Below are 14,804 nucleotides of genomic sequence, written 5' to 3'. Positions count from 1 at the left end.
AAGTAAATTGGCAATGCGGAGCGGTTGTGCAGCGTCGCATCGCACCCGTCGGAAAGGTGGGTGACGTGCTTGTTGCAACGCACACGAGACGACGACTAGCAGCACGCCCGGTTAATCACCCCAAAAGGGCCGCTAGCTGCTAATAAAGACTTCCAGCATAAATAACCCAGAAAGCAAAATGCTTGCCTTTATGCCAGGTCTTGGGTCTCGCCAGAGTTAAGGCGGCGAACAATCGTTTCTGATCAAAACGCCCGCTGGACGTGTACCGTTTCTTACGCGATGAACTGGGTTCGACTTACGTGCAATTCATTCCATGCGTAGAACCAAAAGATTTCCATACCGTCGCACCGCAGTACTGGCCGAACGACTCGATGCCGACACTTGGCACTAGCGCCGCGAAGCCGGGCAATGCGCTTTCGGTGGTGACGGACTGGTCGGTCGATCCTGACGACTGGGGCTACTTTCTGTCCCGCATATTCGACGAATGGTACAAAAAAAGACGTTGGCCGCGTGCTCGTCAACCTTTTCGAAACTGCCGTGGTTCAGACGATGGGCCAGCCGGCGCAAACCTGCGTGACCGCGGAATTCTGCGGCAAGGCCCTCGCTATCGAGCAGGACGGCGAAGCGTATTCTTGCGATCACTACGTGTATCCGTCGTGGTCGCTTGGCAACATAAGTCGCACACACCTCGGCGAAATGGCGTTCTCGGCGCGGCAACAAAGCTTCGGCTATGCGAAGCGGGATTCTCTTCCGGCGTATTGCCGTCAGTGCAGGCATCTCAAGCTTTGTTGGGTAGAATGCCCAAAAAACCGCTTCGTACGGACTCCGGATGGCGAGCCGGGATTGAATTACCTGTGCTCCGGAATCCGCAGGTTCCACGATCATGTGGGTCCGGCGCTCAGGCAACTGGCGCGGCAATGTGCATAGCGCAATGGAGGACACCATGGCCGCGTTTGTCGATCACCCTGCCGTTCTATTTGTCGCACTGCTCGTTATTCTGATTGCCGCGGTGATCGGCGGGGAGGCCGTCGCGAGGCGCTTTGCCGCGCTTCCCGAAGACGAGAGAGAAGATTTCAAGGTGGTCCAGACGGCCACGCTTACGTTGCTGGCGCTGATTATCGGCTTCAGTCTGTCAATGGCGGTGGGCCGGTACGATCAGCGAAAGAATCTCGAAGAGGCGGAAGCCAACGCAATCGGCACTGAATATGCTCGGGCGGACCTGGTCGACCCTTCCGCCGGTGGGCCGATGAAGACGGCGCTCGTGCGCTATCTGCATTTGCGGCTGGACAACTATCGGACACGCGATCCCGGAGAAATTGCAAGGATCAGCCAGGATACGACTGTTGTCCAGTCGGAACTGTGGCGGCTCGCGACGCAGGTGGCGAAGGACCAGCCAACGCCAATAGGCGCCACGGTCGTCACCGGCATGAACGATGTGCTGAATTCGCAGGACTATTCGGAGGCTGCCCGCATCAACCATATCCCCCTGGGTGCCTGGTTCCTGATGTTCGTCATTGCGTTGCTGGGCTGCGGCGTGCAGGGATATGGCGCAACGGGACGACTTCAGAGAAGCTTGTTGCTCGTCATTCTGCCGGCGACCGTTTCGTTATCGCTCGCGCTCATCGCGGACATTGATAGCCCGCGCGGCGGGATCATCCGCGTCCAACCGCAAAACCTGTCGCGACTGCTTCTCGCACTCGATAAATAGCAGTTTCATCGTGTTTAGTAAGCATCGCTGATCAAGGTGCATGTCACTGGAACCTCCCGCAGTGCTGACGGTCAATAACACATGTCGCCCTTTTTATTGGGGATGCCAAAATGACTGTCACTCAACCTGGGGCGGCGCCCCTGTCCGAAGCGGACGCGGGGCGCCAGTTGCGCCGCGCCGTTATCGCCAGCACGATCGGCACAACGATCGAATGGTATGACTTCTTTCTCTACAGCACGGTAACCGGTCTGGTATTTGCGAAGCTGTACTTTCCGCAATCCGACCCGTTGGTCGGCACACTTCAAGCTTTCCTCATCTACGCGGTCGGCTTCATAGCGAGGCCAGTGGGCGCGGCCATTTTCGGACACTACGGCGATCGCATCGGCCGCAAGGCGACGTTGATCGTGACACTGCTGCTGATGGGGCTCGCCACCTTCGCTGTCGCGTTTGTTCCGACGTATGCGTCGATCGGCATCTGGGGCGCCGTCATCCTTACCGTGCTGCGCTTTATCCAAGGCGTGGGCGTGGGCGGCGAGTGGGGCGGCTCGGTGCTGATGTCGATGGAATGGGCGCGCACCAACGCGCACCGCGGCTTCGTCGCGTCGTGGCCGCAGTTCGGCGTGCCCGCTGGACTGTTCCTCGCGAACCTGGCAGTGCTGGCGATCAGCGCGATCTCCGGCGACGCCTTTCTCTCGTGGGGTTGGCGCGTGCCGTTCTTCCTGAGCATCGTGCTGGTTGGCATCGGCCTTTATATTCGCCTGAACATTCTGGAAACGCCGATCTTTGCGAAGCTTCTCGCTGAGCGCAAGATCGAAAAGACGCCGATGCTCGAAGTCTTGCGCCGTCAGCCGAAAGACATTCTCCTTTCCGCCGTTGCGCGCATGGCAGAACAGGCGCCGTTCTACATCTTCACGGCTTTCGTCTTCACCTATGGCGTGACGACACTGGGCGCGTCGCGCAATCTGCTGCTGACGGCGGTACTGGCGGCATCGGTGCTGGAATTCGGCACCATTCCGCTGTTCGGCCATTTATCGGATGTGATCGGGCGGCGCCGCATGTATATGATCGGCGCCGCTGCAGCGGGCGTGTTCGGCTTCATCTATTTCGGCATGGTGGACACGCGTAATCCGACATGGATTTTCGTGGCCATCGTGCTCTCGCTGGTGCCGCACTCGATGATGTACGGCCCGCAAGCCGCGTTGATCGCCGAGTCGTTTACGGGGCGGCTGCGATACAGCGGTGCATCTCTCGGCTATCAGTTGGCGTCGGTGATCGCGGGCGGTCCTGCGCCGCTGATCGCGACTGCGCTCTTCGCGTACTTTCATTCGGGCTATGCGATCGCGTCCTATGTTTTCGTTTGCGGAGTGCTGAGCCTGATCGCCGCTTCGCGACTCGGCGACTACACGAACAAGGACATTTCGCAGGAGTATGACGAGCCCGGCTCGATGAGCGACAGCAGGCATGGTCATCGGCATGCCTGACCGTACGGTGCGGCGCAGCATGGTATGCCGCACCGCATAGCCGCGGCGTTGCGGATCTTGCGCCGGTTCAGCGGCGAGGATGCCGTTGAACCGGCCAACATGGGAGAACCCACCCGACGCTGCACCCTGCGCGTCTGTGAGATCATGCAAATCCCCATACGGATTGCGCTCTCACATGCCGACTTCCGCGACCACCAACTCCGGTTCACTTTCGCCTGGCAGCGTCGGCACCATCCTTGCCTCGATGTTCTGCTTTGCCGTAGTCGATGCACTGGCGAAGTCCGTCACGCTGCAATACCCCGCGAACGAGGTCACGTTTTTCCGTATGCTGTTTGGCCTGTTCCCGGCAGTTTTGCTGTGTTGCCGAGGAAGCCGGTCGCTGTCCGAGCGCTTGCGCAATATCGATGTGAAAGGACAGACCGCGCGTGCAATCGCGCTTCTCGGCGCATCGGCTCTCTTTTTCGCCGGCTTGCCTTATGTGCCGCTTAGCGAAGCCGTGGCGCTTGCTTATTCCGAGACGCTGATCGTCATTGTGCTCGCCCCGTTGATGCTCAACGAGCGGCTGACGCCGCGCGGCGCCGCAGCGGCGATTGTCGGCTTTCTTGGCGTGCTGCTGGTGGTGCGGCCGGGCGGCGCGCAATCCTCCTGGCTCGGACCGGTGATCCTGCTTGCGAGCGCATTCTGCGGCGCGCTCTCGATCGTCCAGATCAAACGCATACATCCGACCGACGACTCCGCGACCACCGTTCTCTTCTTCACGACGCTGGGTACGGTGGTCATGGCGTTCACGTTGTTCTTCAAATGGCGCACGCCGTCGGTGGAGGCACTGCTCGTGATGGCCGCGCTCGGCCTCTTCGCGACAGCTGGCCAGATGCTGATGACCGTAGCCTTTCGTCGCGCGGATGCTGGCACGCTCGCTCCCTACAACTACACGAGCATCGTGTGGGCCGCGCTGTTCGGCTATCTGCTTTGGGGGGAAACGCTGGAGATTCTGTCGGTGGTCGGCATATTGATGATCGTGGGCAGCGCGATCGCAGTCGCGGTGCGCCGCAAAGCGCAAGAAGGGCCACTCGCCTGACGAGATCGCACCTCGTTCGCCGCATGCGATACCACCTGCGGCGGGCCGGTTGCACAAAGGCAGTACCGCTTAGCTGACGCCGTCAGTCTCGCGTTCAGGACGACGCACGGCACGCACCTTCCCGCTATTGCCGCCGCCGCAAAAAAACTGCCCGCTGCCGTCGGACTCAAGACCTGACACGCTCATGCCCTCCGGCATCTCAAGGCTTTGCAGGACCGCTCCGGTACGTGGGTCGACGTGCCTCAATTCACTTGCGTCGTCTTCCCAGGTGCCGTGCCAAAGCTCGCCGTCGACCCATGTGACGCCCGTCACAAAACGGTTCGATTCGATGCTGGAAAGCACCGCGCCCGTCTCGGGATCGACCTGATGGATTTTGCGCTCGCGATACTCGCCGACCCACAGCGATCCCTCGGCCCACGCGAGTCCCGACGCGCCATTGCCTCCCGGCGCAGGGATGCTCGAGAGCACGCGGCCGCTCGCGGGATCGATCTTGTGGATGCGGCCCTCGGCGATCTGAAAGAGATGCTGGCCGTCGAAGGCCGTGCCCGCATCGGCGGCGACCTCGATTGCGTGCAGCGTCTGGCCGCTCGCGGGATCGAATGCGCTGAGCGTCTTGCCGGTCGCGATCCAGACCTGCTGGCCGTCGTAGCTGACGCCAGCCACTTGATGGACGCCCGGAAAAGGACCGTATTCGCGGACGATAGTGGCGTTTGATCGATTCATGCTGTCATCCTAATTGAGCGTGACGGGCGAGGGGAGTAACAACGTTGTCGCGAATCCGGACGCGGCCGGCGCCATCCAGCGGCGCGCCCGTCCTTGACCAAACGACTGCGCCTTGCCTGCGGCCGCCAGCGAATCGAGTGTGCGCTGCACGGTGCGCTGGCTCGCTCCTAGCGCGAGCGCCAGCGCAGAGCTCGACCACGACTCGCCATCGGCGAGCAGCGCGAGCATCGCCGCATGAGTTTCTTCGACAGGCCGCGCGAGTACCAGCACCTCCTGCGCGTCGCGCGGCGCCAACGCAAAGCCGCGCGGCGTCGCGCTTATATCGGCCAACGCGCCAAGCATTGCGCGAAGCCGCCCAATCTCGACCCGCAAACGCGCGCGATGTGAGCCATCGGCATGCCTCGTCTTGAATGCGCGCGCGATCAGCGTGTCGCGCGGCACATCCGCGGGCCATGCTTCGGCGAGCTGGTACGCGAGATTGAACAGCACCGGGCGTCTCGCCAGCGGGACAGCCGTGCCGGACTGCTGTACGACATTGCGACAGGCGTCGACCACCAACGCGTTCGACATCAGCAGTGCTTCCACTTCGTCGAGCAGCAAAAGCCGCTCTTCACCGCGCCCGATCAGACGCGCGGCAGGCAGGTTCAACATATGCGACGCGCTTTCGACTTCCGCAATCAGCGCGGGAATATCCGCTGCTTGCGCCGCGTGCCTCGCTCGTGCGAATGCGGCGCGAGCGGCATTAGTCCGCAAACGCCGCAGCCCAACGCCCGCCACCAACAACTCATGCGCGGCTCTCAGCACGGGCGGCAAAGGCGCGGGATCGAGCGCGCCGAGCATGCGCTCGGCTTCGTCGATATGGCCGATTAGAACAAGCCTCCGGACTTCCAGATAGCCCGCATGCGCGGCATTGGCGCGGTCGCCGTGTGCTTCGAGCGTCGCGCGAGCCGCGCCAAGTGCTTTCGCGGGCCACGTCAGATCGCGTGACGCGAGCGCGATCTCTGCCTCTGCAACGACACATCTTGCGCGGGCCACGGCTTGCTTCGAACCGAACGCGCGCGCCGCGCTTCGCACGAGCGCCTTCGCGCGGATGAAGTCGCCCAGTTGCGCCATAGCGATGCCGCGAAGCGCGAGCGCCGGCGCATCGTCGCGCAATGCGATGCGCTTTAATGCGCCGAGCGGATCACCCGCCGCGAGCGCCTGCGCCGCAGCCTTGATCAGCGGGTCCATGTTGATTGAAATCGCGCCACACTTGTCACTCCCACCGTTCGGAATCCCGATACTAATCTAGCATGACCGCCAACCAGTACGTCGTATCGAAAGCACTCGAACGGCGACGCAAATCGGAACGGAGAGAACCATGACGACGACACATACGATCGGGACACGCGAGCAATGGCTGGCAGCGCGCCTCGATCTTCTTGACGCGGAAAAAGAGCTGACGCGGCGCAGCGACGACGTCGCGCGGCGACGCCAGGAATTGCCGTGGGTTCGCGTCGACAAGACCTACCGGTTCGAGACCCAGCAGGGCAGCGCATCGCTGGCCGACCTGTTCGGCGGACGCTCGCAGCTTCTCGTCTATCACTTCATGTTCGGTCCGGACTACAAGGCGGGGTGCCCGTCGTGCTCGTCGATTGCGGATGGCTTCGACGGTATCGCGGTTCATCTGGCCAATCACGACGTGGCGCTGACGGCAATATCGCGCGCGCCGCTCGCCAAGCTCGAGGCGTACAAGCGACGCATGGGGTGGACGTTTCCGTGGGCCTCATCCGCAGGCAGCGACTTCAATTTCGATTTCAACATCTCGTTCACCGAAGAGCAGCAGCGCGAGGGCAGCGTCGAATACAACTATCAGCGCGGCCGTCACGCAATGGACGCGGTGCCGGCTCCGGAGCCCGTCGAACAGTTCGCGGCGACGTGCGGCACCGACGCGTCCACCTACGCCCGCGACCGGCCAGGACTGAGCGCCTTCGTGCTCGAAGACGGCGTGGTCTATCACACCTACTCCACGTATGCGCGCGGACTGGACGGCCTGTGGGGCATGTACCAGTGGCTTGACCGCGCACCGAAGGGGCGCAACGAGACCGGCATCTGGTGGCGCCGTCACGACGAGTACGAGAGGCGCTGAGGCGCGCGATGCACCCGATGCGCATAAGCGAATGCCGCGAGTTCGCGAGGCGCGCGACCGGCGCGCGCACTTCTCGCTCGCGCGTGATTTTCTACGGCGTCTGTGCGTTGCTGTTTGCGCTCAGCGCAGCCGCAACCATCGCCGCCTGCTTATCGATGTCGACGATGGGCGAGATGCCGATGCCCGGTGGCTGGACCTTGTCGATGATGTGGATGCCCATGTGCGGGCAGACGTGGCCGGCCGTCGCGGCATCGTTCGTCGGCATGTGGATCGTCATGATGATTGCAATGATGCTGCCGTCCGTCGCGCCTGTGTTGTGGCGATACGGCGAGGCGCTACGCGGGGCAGGGCACGGGCGGGCAGCGCTCATGACACTGCTTGCCGGCGTCGGCTATTTCGCTACGTGGGCCGCGCTGGGTCTGGCGCTGTTTGCGCTCGGCGCGACGTTGGCGGCGCTTCAGACGCAGATGCCCGCGCTTTCCCGCGCGGCTCCGGTCGCAGCCAGCGTGATCGCGCTGAGTGCCGGCGCGTTGCAATTCACCGCGTGGAAAGCGCATTATCTTCGCTGTTGCCGTCAGACGCCGCGATGCGGCCATCGTGCATTGCCGTCGCGCGGCGTTGCCGCGATGCAGTACGGTTTGCGCCTGGGCCTGCATTGCTGCTACTGCTGTGCGAGTTTGACCGCGGTGCTTGTCGTTACCGGCATGATGGATCTGCCAGCAATGGTTGCGGTCACGACCGCGATTACCCTCGAGCGCATCGCGCCGCGCAGTGAATACGTCGCGCGGGGCATAGGGTTTGTCATGATCGGCGCTGGATTGTTTATGATGGCGCGAGCCGCCTGGCTAATGTAAAGGCTTCCGCTCAATACTCGATAAAGCTCACCCGATGACCCGATACGTTGCTCTTCTGCGCGCCGTGAATGTCGGCGGAACAGGCAAGCTTCCTATGACCGAATTGCGGGCGATGTGCGAATCCGTTGGCTTTACTCACGTACGAACGTACATTGCCAGCGGTAATGTGGTGTTCGACAGCAAGCTTGCCGAAGCATCGGTGAAGAGCCGGCTCGAGCGTTGCCTCGAAGCGTACGCGGGCAAGCCAGTGGGTGTCGCGGTGCGGACGAGCGCGGAACTCGCGCAGGTGCTCGCAGCGAATCCGTTCAAGTCGGCGGCGCCGAACCGGACGGTCGCGATCTTTCTCGACGCCGCGCCGCCTGCCGATGCGCTCGGGCACGCGAGCGGCCAGCGGGAAGAAGAAATGACGCTCGGCACACGCGAAATCTACGTGCACTACAGCGACGGAATGGCGGACACGAAGCTAAAAATCCCCGCCGCAAAAACGGGAACCGCACGCAACATGAACACGGTCGCCAAGCTCGTGGAGATGGCGAACGAGTAGCGCATACGGCTCGCGGCATCGGCGAAAACAGAAAGGCGGCACGCGAGGTGCCGCCCGTTCATAAGCCACCGACTGCGACATCAGCCGCTTAGCGGACCTTGCCTGCCTTCCACGCCGACAGCAACTGCTCGTACTTGACCGTCTCGCCCTTCGGCTTCTCGTTGGCGAGCTTCTTCCACGGCGCGTGTTGATCGGATAACCACTTCGACGGATCGCTTTGCGCATTCAGCTCCGGCGCACAGACCTTCATGCCGGCGCGCTGCAAACGGGACAAAACCTGGTCCATTTCCTTCGCGAGGTTATCCATTGCGGCCTGCGGCGTCTTTTCGCCGGCCACGGCCGTGCCGACGTTCTTCCACCACAGCTGCGCCATCTTCGGATAGTCGGGTACGTTGTTGCCGGTCGGCGTCCATGCGACGCGCGCCGGGCTGCGATAGAACTCGATCAAACCGCCGTACTTGTCCGCGTTTTTCGTGAAGTAGTCGCTATGAATATCGGAGTCGCGAATAAACGTGAGGCCCACAATCGACTTCTTCAGCGACACGCTCTTCGACGTCACGAACTGCGCATAGAGCCACGCGGCGGCGCGCTGATTGGCCGGCGTCGACTTGAAGAAGGTCCATGAACCGACGTCCTGATAGCCGTTCTGCATGCCGTCCTTCCAGTATGCGCCGTGCGGCGACGGCGCCATGCGCCACTTCGGCGTGCCATCCGCATTCGTCACGTTGCCGGGCTTGAGCATCGACGCCGTAAACGCCGTGTACCAGAAGACCTGCTGCGCGATCCTGCCTTGCGCGGGCACTGGCCCCGCTTCGCTGAAGGTCATGCCCGACGCTTCGGGCGGCGCGTATTTCTTGAGCCAGTCGATGTATTTGGTCGTCGCGTAGACCGCAGCCGGGCTGTTGGTGCCGCCGCCGCGCGACACCGACGCGCCCACCGGATGACAGCCGTCCGGTGTCACGCGAATGCCCCATTCGTCGACCGGCATGCCGTTCGGAATACCCTTGTCGGCTTCGCCCGCCATAGAGAGCCACGCGTCCGTGAAGCGCCAGCCGAGCGACGGATCTTTTTTGCCGTAGTCCATATGGCCGTAGACCTTTTCGCCGTCGATGTTCTTCACGTCGTTGGTAAAGAACTCGGCGATGTCCTCATACGCGGACCAGTTCACCGGCACGCCGAGATCGTAGCCGTACTTCGCCTTGAACTTGTCCTGCAAGTCCTTACGCGCGAACCAGTCGGCACGGAACCAGTAAAGATTTGCGAACTGCTGGTCGGGCAGTTGATAGAGCTTTTTGTCCGGCGCGGTCGTAAAACTCGTGCCGATGAAGTCCTTGATGTCGAGGCCGGGGTTCGTATATTCCTTGCCCTCGCCCGTCATGTAATCGGAAAGCGGGACGATCACGCCGTAGCGGTAGTGCGTGCCGATCAGGTCGGAGTCGGAAATCCAGCCGTCGTAGATGCTTTGTCCGGATTGCATCGACGTCTGCAATTTTTCGACGACGTCGCCTTCCTGAATGATGTCGTGCTTCACCTGAATGCCGGTGATTTCGGTGAATGCCTTCGCGAGTGTTTTCGATTCGTACGTGTGCGTGTCGATTGTTTCAGACACCACGTGTATTTCCTTTACGCCTCGCGACTTCAGTTTTGCAGCGGTGTCGATGAACCATTTCATTTCGTCCATCTGCTGCTGTTTCGAGAGCGTGCTCGGTTGAAATTCGCTGTCTACCCATTTCTGCGCTTCCGGCATACCCGCCATTGCCTGATTCGCAAAGGCACCTGACACGATGCCTGCGACTGCGAGCGCGACGATCCGTCTCCTCTGTTGCATGGTCTTCTCCTGTGTCTCTCGTGCCCCTTGAATCTGGCCGGCGCCCGCTCGGGGCATCAGCGGAACCGGGAGTTGCCAGCCTTCATTGCGTGCATCTATCTGTGCGTGCGTGCGTGTGTCTGCGTCTGCCTCTGTGTCGTTTCGTTAGCCCTTCCACATGATCACGAGAAGAACGAGCACGGAGGCCATGAACCCTGGCCAGGAACTCGAGCCTTCCGCGTTGATGCCGATCCACGCGAGATTCACATACGCGGCGGCGAGCAGGCCGATGAACAGGCGGTCGCCGCGCGTCGTAGAGATAGGCAGAAAGCCTTTGCGTTCAGTCGTCGGCGAGCGCAATTCCCACATCGTCATGCCGGCCAGCATCACGACAATGCAGCCGAAGAAGATGGCCACCTCGGGCGTCCAGTACATCCACGTGAACATCAGACTCTCCCCATCGCAAAGCCCTTCGCGATGTAGTTGCGCACGAAGTAAATCACCAGCGCGCCCGGGACGATGGTCAGCACGCCCGCCGCTGACAGCACGCCCCAGTCCATGCCCGCCGCCGACACCGTGCGTGTCATCACCGCGGCAATCGGCTTTGCGTTCACAGAAGTCAGCGTGCGGGCGAGCAGCAGTTCGACCCAGCTGAACATGAAGCAGAAGAACGCCGTCACGCCGACGCCCGACTTGATCAGCGGCAGGAAAATTTTCACGAAGAAAGCGGGGAACGTATAGCCGTCGATATACGCGGTTTCGTCGATTTCGCGCGACACGCCCGACATGAAGCCTTCGAGAATCCACACGGCGAGCGGCACATTGAACAGCATGTGTGCGAGCGCAACGGCAATGTAGGTGTCTGTTAAACCGACGCTCGAATAGAGCTGGAAAAACGGCAGCAGAAACACGGCGGGCGGCGTCATCCGGTTGGTGAGCAGCCAGAAGAACATGTGCTTGTCACCGAGAAAGCGGTAACGCGAGAACGCGTAAGCGGCAGGCAACGCGACGAGCACCGACATCACCGTATTCATCAGCACATAGATGATCGAATTGATGTAGCCCCAGTACCAGGACGGATCGGTGAAGATGATCTTGTAGTTTTCGAACGTCACATGCTGCGGCAGGGTCGCGAACGTCGACATGGTTTCTTCGTTCGTGCGCAGCGAAATGGACAGCATCCAGTACAGCGGAATCAACGCGAACAACATGTAGACGACGAGCACCAACGTGCGCATCCAGCGGCGCTTATCCTGCATGTTCGTCTCCTTCCGCAGCGGGGCCGCCTTTGCCTACACGGCTCATCCAGTTATAGAGAATGAAGCACAGCAGCAGGATGATCAGGAAATAGATCAGCGAAAACGCGGCGGCCGGGCCGAGGTCGAATTGGCCGACCGCTTTCTGCGTCAGGTACTGGCTGAGGAAGGTCGTCGAATCGCCGGGACCGCCGCCCGTCAGCACGAAGGGCTCCGTGTAGATCATGAAGCTGTCCATGAAGCGCAGCAGCACGGCGATCATCAGCACGCCGCGCATCTTCGGTAATTCGATGTAGCGGAACACCGCAAAGCGGCTCGCGCCGTCTATCTCGGCGGCCTGATAGAACGCATCGGGAATCGCGCGCAGGCCCGCGTAGCACAGCAGCGCGACGAGCGGCGTCCAGTGCCAGATGTCCATCACGAGCACAGTGAGCCATGCGGCCGTGGGGCTTGCGGTGTAGTTGTAATCGAAGCCGAGGCTATTGAGCCAGTAGCCGAGCAGACCGATATCGGGGCGTCCAAAGATCTGCCAGATCGTGCCGACCACATTCCACGGAATCAGCAGCGGCATGGCGAGCACCACGAGCGCCGCTGATGCACGCCATCCCGAAGCCGGCATTGCAAGCGCAAGGCCCACGCCGAGCGGAATCTCGAACAGCAGCACGCAAGCGGAAAAGATGATTTGCCTGCCGAGCGCATCGCGCAGGTCGGGGTCGGTCATGATGTTGCGAAACCATTCCGTGCCGACGAACACATGCTGCGTCGGACTAATGATGTCCTGCACCGAATAGTTGACCACTGTCATCAGCGGCAGAATCGCCGAGAACGCGACGCAGATGAACACGGGCACGACCAGCAGCCACGCTTTCTGATTGACGGGCTTGTTCATCGCGCGACTCCTTCGGCGAGGCGTGCGTCGATTCTTTCGTCGTTGCAGAAGAACACCGTTTCGGATGCGGCGAGGCGCAGCCAGGCCGGTCCGTCGGCCACGCGCACATGCGGCTCCAGCTTCGCGTTGAACAGATGGCCGTCGCATTGGGCTGTGACGAGTTGATAGTTGCCGAGCTGTTGCGCGCGCAACACCTGCGCCTTGACCGCGCCCGCTTCGCCTTCCTCAGCGAGCCGCACGAACTCTGGGCGAATGCCCAACGTGAGCGTGCCGTTTGCGCGCTGGTGCGCATCCCTTAGCGCCGCGAGCGTGCCGGCATTCAGAGCGAGGCGCTGCGAGCCGATTCGCACGCCGTCAGCATCAAGGTCGATCGGACAGAGATTCATGCCGGGGCTGCCGATGAAGTAGCCGACAAACGCGTGGTCTGGCCGCAGAAAGAGTGCATCGGCGCCGCCCTTTTGCACGATGCGCCCGTTCGTCATGACCACCACTTCATCGGCGAAGGTCAGTGCCTCGACCTGATCGTGCGTGACGTAAATGAGCGTGAGCTTGAGTTGCTGATGGATCTTCTTCAATTGCCGGCGCAGCATCCACTTCATGGCCGGATCGATCACGGTCAGCGGCTCGTCGAACAGAATCGCCGCGACGTCCTGGCGCACGAGGCCGCGTCCCAGCGAAATTTTCTGCTTGGCGTCCGCTGCCAGGTTGCTCGCCTTATGCGGCAGATCGCGCGTCATGTCGAGAATTTCGGCTACTTCGTGCACGCGTTTTTTAACGTCGGCCGCGGGCATTTTGCGGTTGCGCAGCGGAAACGCGAGGTTGTCGAACACGCTCATCGTGTCGTAGATCACCGGGAACTGGAACACCTGCGCAATGTTGCGCTCGCGTGCGCCAAGCGCGGTCACGTCGCGGCCGTCGAACAGCACCTTGCCTTCTGACGGCTTGACGAGACCTGACACGATGTTCAACAACGTGGTCTTGCCGCATCCGGACGGACCGAGCAACGCATAAGCGCCGCCGTCTTCCCAGGCCATGCTCATGGGTTGCAGCGCGTAGTCGTCGAGCGTCGCCGGGTTGGGACGATACGCGTGCGCGAGATTCTCGAACTCAATGCGCGCCATAAGCCGCCTCCGGGCTGGATACGAGTTTGGTATCCGCGCCGAACACAAATAGTTCGTCAGGGTCGATGAATACGTCGAGTTGCGTGCCGAGTTCGATCTGATGCACGCCCTGCAATTGCGCGACGAGGTCGATGCCGCCATTCAGCGTATGCAGGTGCAGATAGGTTTCCGAGCCGCTGAGTTCGGCGAGTTCGAGCCGGCACGCAACGGCGATCGCCCGCGGTGTCTTCGCTGCAAGACGCAAGTGCCCGGGCCGGATGCCGATGCGGCAGGTGCCGTTGAAAGCGGTGCCGCGGCGGATCGGCACGTCGATACCGATCGGCAGTCGCGCGCTGCCGTTGCCGTTCAGTTCGCTCGTCAACATGTTCATCGGCGGGTCGTTGAAGACCGCTGCGGCGTCCACGCTGACCGGTGCGTTATAGACGTCCAGCGTCGGACCGAACTGGAGCACGCGGCCTTTATCGACAATCGCGGTATAGCCGCCGAGCAGTAGCGCTTCAAGCGGCTCGGTAGTTGCATACACGACGGTCGTCTTGCCGTCCGCGAAAAGCGTGGCCAACTCCATGCGCAATTCCTCGCGCAGCTTGTAGTCGAGATTGACGAGCGGCTCGTCTAGCAGCACCAGCGACGTGCGCTTCACGAGCGCACGCGCGAGCGCGCAGCGTTGCTGCTGGCCGCCCGACAGTTCGCTCGGCCGCCTCTCCAACAGATGTTCGATATGCAGTTTTGCCGCGACTTCCTGCACGCGTCGGCGGATTTCGGCGGGGTCCGTCTTCTGCAACTGGAGCGGCGAGGCGATGTTCTGGAGCACCGTCATCGCCGGGTAGTTGATGAACTGCTGATAGACCATTGCAAGGTTGCGCCGGCGCACGCTGACGCCCGTCACGTCCTGGCCGTCGACGAGCACACGGCCCGCGCCTGGTCTGTCCAATCCCGCCATGACCCGCATCAGCGTGGTCTTGCCCGCCTGGGTGGGGCCGAGCAACACGTTAATGGCGCCGGGGACGAGACGCAAATCCACGCCGTACAGATACGGTTGCCCGCCAGAAACGACACTGACTCGCTCCAGTTCCAAGACCAAATTGCTCTCCTTTTAGGCGCGCGAGATACGTGCGCCGTCGCAAAGCCGGAGCTTCGCGGCGGTATCAATCAGGTTGCACTTGGATTACACACAGCAAACAGAATGTCCCTTTTGTTGGTTTGCGTTTAAATCGG

At 61.6% G+C, this 14,804-nt stretch carries 16 protein-coding genes; 7 read left to right on the top strand and 9 right to left on the bottom strand.

Going from position 1 to position 14,804, the window contains the following annotated elements; translation table 11 throughout:
• Positions 1-549: 549 nt before the first annotated feature.
• The 4 genes from F759_RS44115 to F759_RS0117460 all read left to right on the top strand — a co-directional run bounded on the left by F759_RS44115 (position 550) and on the right by F759_RS0117460 (position 4,267).
• Positions 550-927 carry an SPASM domain-containing protein gene (locus F759_RS44115; protein WP_244438855.1) on the top strand — a complete coding sequence of 126 codons (378 nt, stop codon included), beginning with the start codon at positions 550-552 and terminating at the stop codon, positions 925-927.
• 16 nt (positions 928-943) lie between these two features.
• Positions 944-1,708: a bestrophin-like domain gene (locus F759_RS0117470; RefSeq protein ID WP_027801016.1), complete on the top strand. Its 765-nt coding sequence runs from the start codon at positions 944-946 to the stop codon at positions 1,706-1,708.
• A gap of 110 nt (positions 1,709-1,818) precedes the next feature.
• Positions 1,819-3,189, top strand: coding sequence for an MFS transporter (locus tag F759_RS0117465; RefSeq protein ID WP_027801015.1), 1,371 nt, complete (start codon positions 1,819-1,821; stop codon positions 3,187-3,189).
• A gap of 175 nt (positions 3,190-3,364) precedes the next feature.
• Positions 3,365-4,267 (top strand): DMT family transporter, encoded by a 903-nt coding sequence (locus tag F759_RS0117460; RefSeq protein WP_027801014.1) that lies wholly within the window; start codon positions 3,365-3,367, stop codon positions 4,265-4,267.
• A 69-nt stretch (positions 4,268-4,336) separates the two neighbouring features.
• On the opposite strand, the gene F759_RS0117455 is transcribed toward F759_RS0117460, so the two are convergent.
• Together F759_RS0117455 and F759_RS0117450 are read right to left on the bottom strand one after the other, a co-directional pair.
• Positions 4,337-4,990: a Vgb family protein gene (locus tag F759_RS0117455; protein WP_027801013.1), complete on the bottom strand. Its 654-nt coding sequence runs from the start codon at positions 4,988-4,990 to the stop codon at positions 4,337-4,339.
• 9 nt (positions 4,991-4,999) lie between these two features.
• Positions 5,000-6,220: a hypothetical protein gene (locus F759_RS0117450; protein WP_027801012.1), complete on the bottom strand. Its 1,221-nt coding sequence runs from the start codon at positions 6,218-6,220 to the stop codon at positions 5,000-5,002.
• A 130-nt stretch (positions 6,221-6,350) separates the two neighbouring features.
• On the opposite strand from F759_RS0117450, the gene F759_RS0117445 reads away from it, so the two are divergent.
• Complete coding sequence (locus tag F759_RS0117445) at positions 6,351-7,118, top strand: DUF899 domain-containing protein (protein ID WP_027801011.1); 768 nt, start codon at positions 6,351-6,353, stop codon at positions 7,116-7,118.
• Between the two features lie 91 nt (positions 7,119-7,209).
• On the opposite strand, the gene F759_RS44995 is transcribed toward F759_RS0117445, so the two are convergent.
• Entirely contained in the window at positions 7,210-7,488 is a 279-nt protein-coding gene (locus tag F759_RS44995) for a hypothetical protein (protein ID WP_322787093.1), read from the bottom strand.
• On the opposite strand from F759_RS44995, the gene F759_RS0117440 reads away from it, so the two are divergent.
• Positions 7,382-7,972, top strand: coding sequence for a DUF2182 domain-containing protein (locus tag F759_RS0117440; RefSeq protein ID WP_322787092.1), 591 nt, complete (start codon positions 7,382-7,384; stop codon positions 7,970-7,972). The genes F759_RS44995 and F759_RS0117440 overlap by 107 nt on opposite strands.
• A gap of 34 nt (positions 7,973-8,006) precedes the next feature.
• The gene (locus F759_RS0117435; RefSeq protein ID WP_027801009.1) at positions 8,007-8,516 is read left to right on the top strand and encodes a DUF1697 domain-containing protein; all 510 of its coding nucleotides are present in this window, start codon (positions 8,007-8,009) and stop codon (positions 8,514-8,516) included.
• Positions 8,517-8,604: 88 nt separating this feature from the next.
• Here the strand turns inward: F759_RS0117435 and F759_RS0117430 are convergent, their stop codons facing one another.
• From F759_RS0117430 to F759_RS0117405, 6 genes are all read right to left on the bottom strand, one after another.
• Positions 8,605-10,344 (bottom strand): ABC transporter substrate-binding protein, encoded by a 1,740-nt coding sequence (locus tag F759_RS0117430; RefSeq protein ID WP_027801008.1) that lies wholly within the window; start codon positions 10,342-10,344, stop codon positions 8,605-8,607.
• Between the two features lie 144 nt (positions 10,345-10,488).
• Positions 10,489-10,770, bottom strand: coding sequence for a DUF2160 domain-containing protein (locus tag F759_RS0117425; RefSeq protein WP_027801007.1), 282 nt, complete (start codon positions 10,768-10,770; stop codon positions 10,489-10,491).
• Positions 10,770-11,582 carry a carbohydrate ABC transporter permease gene (locus tag F759_RS0117420; protein ID WP_027801006.1) on the bottom strand — a complete coding sequence of 271 codons (813 nt, stop codon included), beginning with the start codon at positions 11,580-11,582 and terminating at the stop codon, positions 10,770-10,772. Before F759_RS0117420 ends, F759_RS0117425 begins: the two co-directional genes overlap by 1 nt.
• A complete protein-coding gene (locus F759_RS0117415; RefSeq protein WP_027801005.1) occupies positions 11,572-12,468 on the bottom strand; it encodes a carbohydrate ABC transporter permease in 897 nt (298 codons plus the stop codon). The genes F759_RS0117420 and F759_RS0117415 overlap by 11 nt, the downstream gene beginning before the upstream one ends.
• Positions 12,465-13,589 (bottom strand): ABC transporter ATP-binding protein, encoded by a 1,125-nt coding sequence (locus tag F759_RS0117410; RefSeq protein WP_027801004.1) that lies wholly within the window; start codon positions 13,587-13,589, stop codon positions 12,465-12,467. The genes F759_RS0117415 and F759_RS0117410 overlap by 4 nt, the downstream gene beginning before the upstream one ends.
• The gene (locus F759_RS0117405; RefSeq protein ID WP_027801003.1) at positions 13,576-14,670 is read right to left on the bottom strand and encodes an ABC transporter ATP-binding protein; all 1,095 of its coding nucleotides are present in this window, start codon (positions 14,668-14,670) and stop codon (positions 13,576-13,578) included. Before F759_RS0117405 ends, F759_RS0117410 begins: the two co-directional genes overlap by 14 nt.
• Positions 14,671-14,804 lie beyond the last annotated feature (134 nt).

The organism is Paraburkholderia dilworthii (assembly GCF_000472525.1).
Classification (GTDB): Bacteria; Pseudomonadota; Gammaproteobacteria; order Burkholderiales; family Burkholderiaceae; genus Paraburkholderia; species Paraburkholderia dilworthii.
This window is presented reverse-complemented; position numbering and strand designations above follow the sequence as displayed.

Bases quoted from the DNA above. Each gene is read 5' to 3' on its own strand.
- F759_RS0117430 (WP_027801008.1), bottom strand. From the start codon at position 10,344: ATGCAACAGAGGAGACGGATCGTCGCGCTCGCAGTCGCAGGCATCGTG.
- F759_RS0117465 (WP_027801015.1), top strand. From the start codon at position 1,819: ATGACTGTCACTCAACCTGGGGCGGCGCCCCTGTCCGAAGCGGACGCG.
- F759_RS0117410 (WP_027801004.1), bottom strand. From the start codon at position 13,589: ATGGCGCGCATTGAGTTCGAGAATCTCGCGCACGCGTATCGTCCCAAC.
- F759_RS0117460 (WP_027801014.1), top strand. From the start codon at position 3,365: ATGCCGACTTCCGCGACCACCAACTCCGGTTCACTTTCGCCTGGCAGC.
- F759_RS0117450 (WP_027801012.1), bottom strand. From the start codon at position 6,220: ATGGACCCGCTGATCAAGGCTGCGGCGCAGGCGCTCGCGGCGGGTGAT.
- F759_RS0117420 (WP_027801006.1), bottom strand. From the start codon at position 11,582: ATGCAGGATAAGCGCCGCTGGATGCGCACGTTGGTGCTCGTCGTCTAC.
- F759_RS44995 (WP_322787093.1), bottom strand. From the start codon at position 7,488: ATGAGCGCTGCCCGCCCGTGCCCTGCCCCGCGTAGCGCCTCGCCGTAT.
- F759_RS0117470 (WP_027801016.1), top strand. From the start codon at position 944: ATGGCCGCGTTTGTCGATCACCCTGCCGTTCTATTTGTCGCACTGCTC.
- F759_RS0117435 (WP_027801009.1), top strand. From the start codon at position 8,007: ATGACCCGATACGTTGCTCTTCTGCGCGCCGTGAATGTCGGCGGAACA.
- F759_RS44115 (WP_244438855.1), top strand. From the start codon at position 550: ATGGGCCAGCCGGCGCAAACCTGCGTGACCGCGGAATTCTGCGGCAAG.
- F759_RS0117445 (WP_027801011.1), top strand. From the start codon at position 6,351: ATGACGACGACACATACGATCGGGACACGCGAGCAATGGCTGGCAGCG.
- F759_RS0117455 (WP_027801013.1), bottom strand. From the start codon at position 4,990: ATGAATCGATCAAACGCCACTATCGTCCGCGAATACGGTCCTTTTCCG.
- F759_RS0117425 (WP_027801007.1), bottom strand. From the start codon at position 10,770: ATGTTCACGTGGATGTACTGGACGCCCGAGGTGGCCATCTTCTTCGGC.
- F759_RS0117440 (WP_322787092.1), top strand. From the start codon at position 7,382: ATGTGGATCGTCATGATGATTGCAATGATGCTGCCGTCCGTCGCGCCT.
- F759_RS0117415 (WP_027801005.1), bottom strand. From the start codon at position 12,468: ATGAACAAGCCCGTCAATCAGAAAGCGTGGCTGCTGGTCGTGCCCGTG.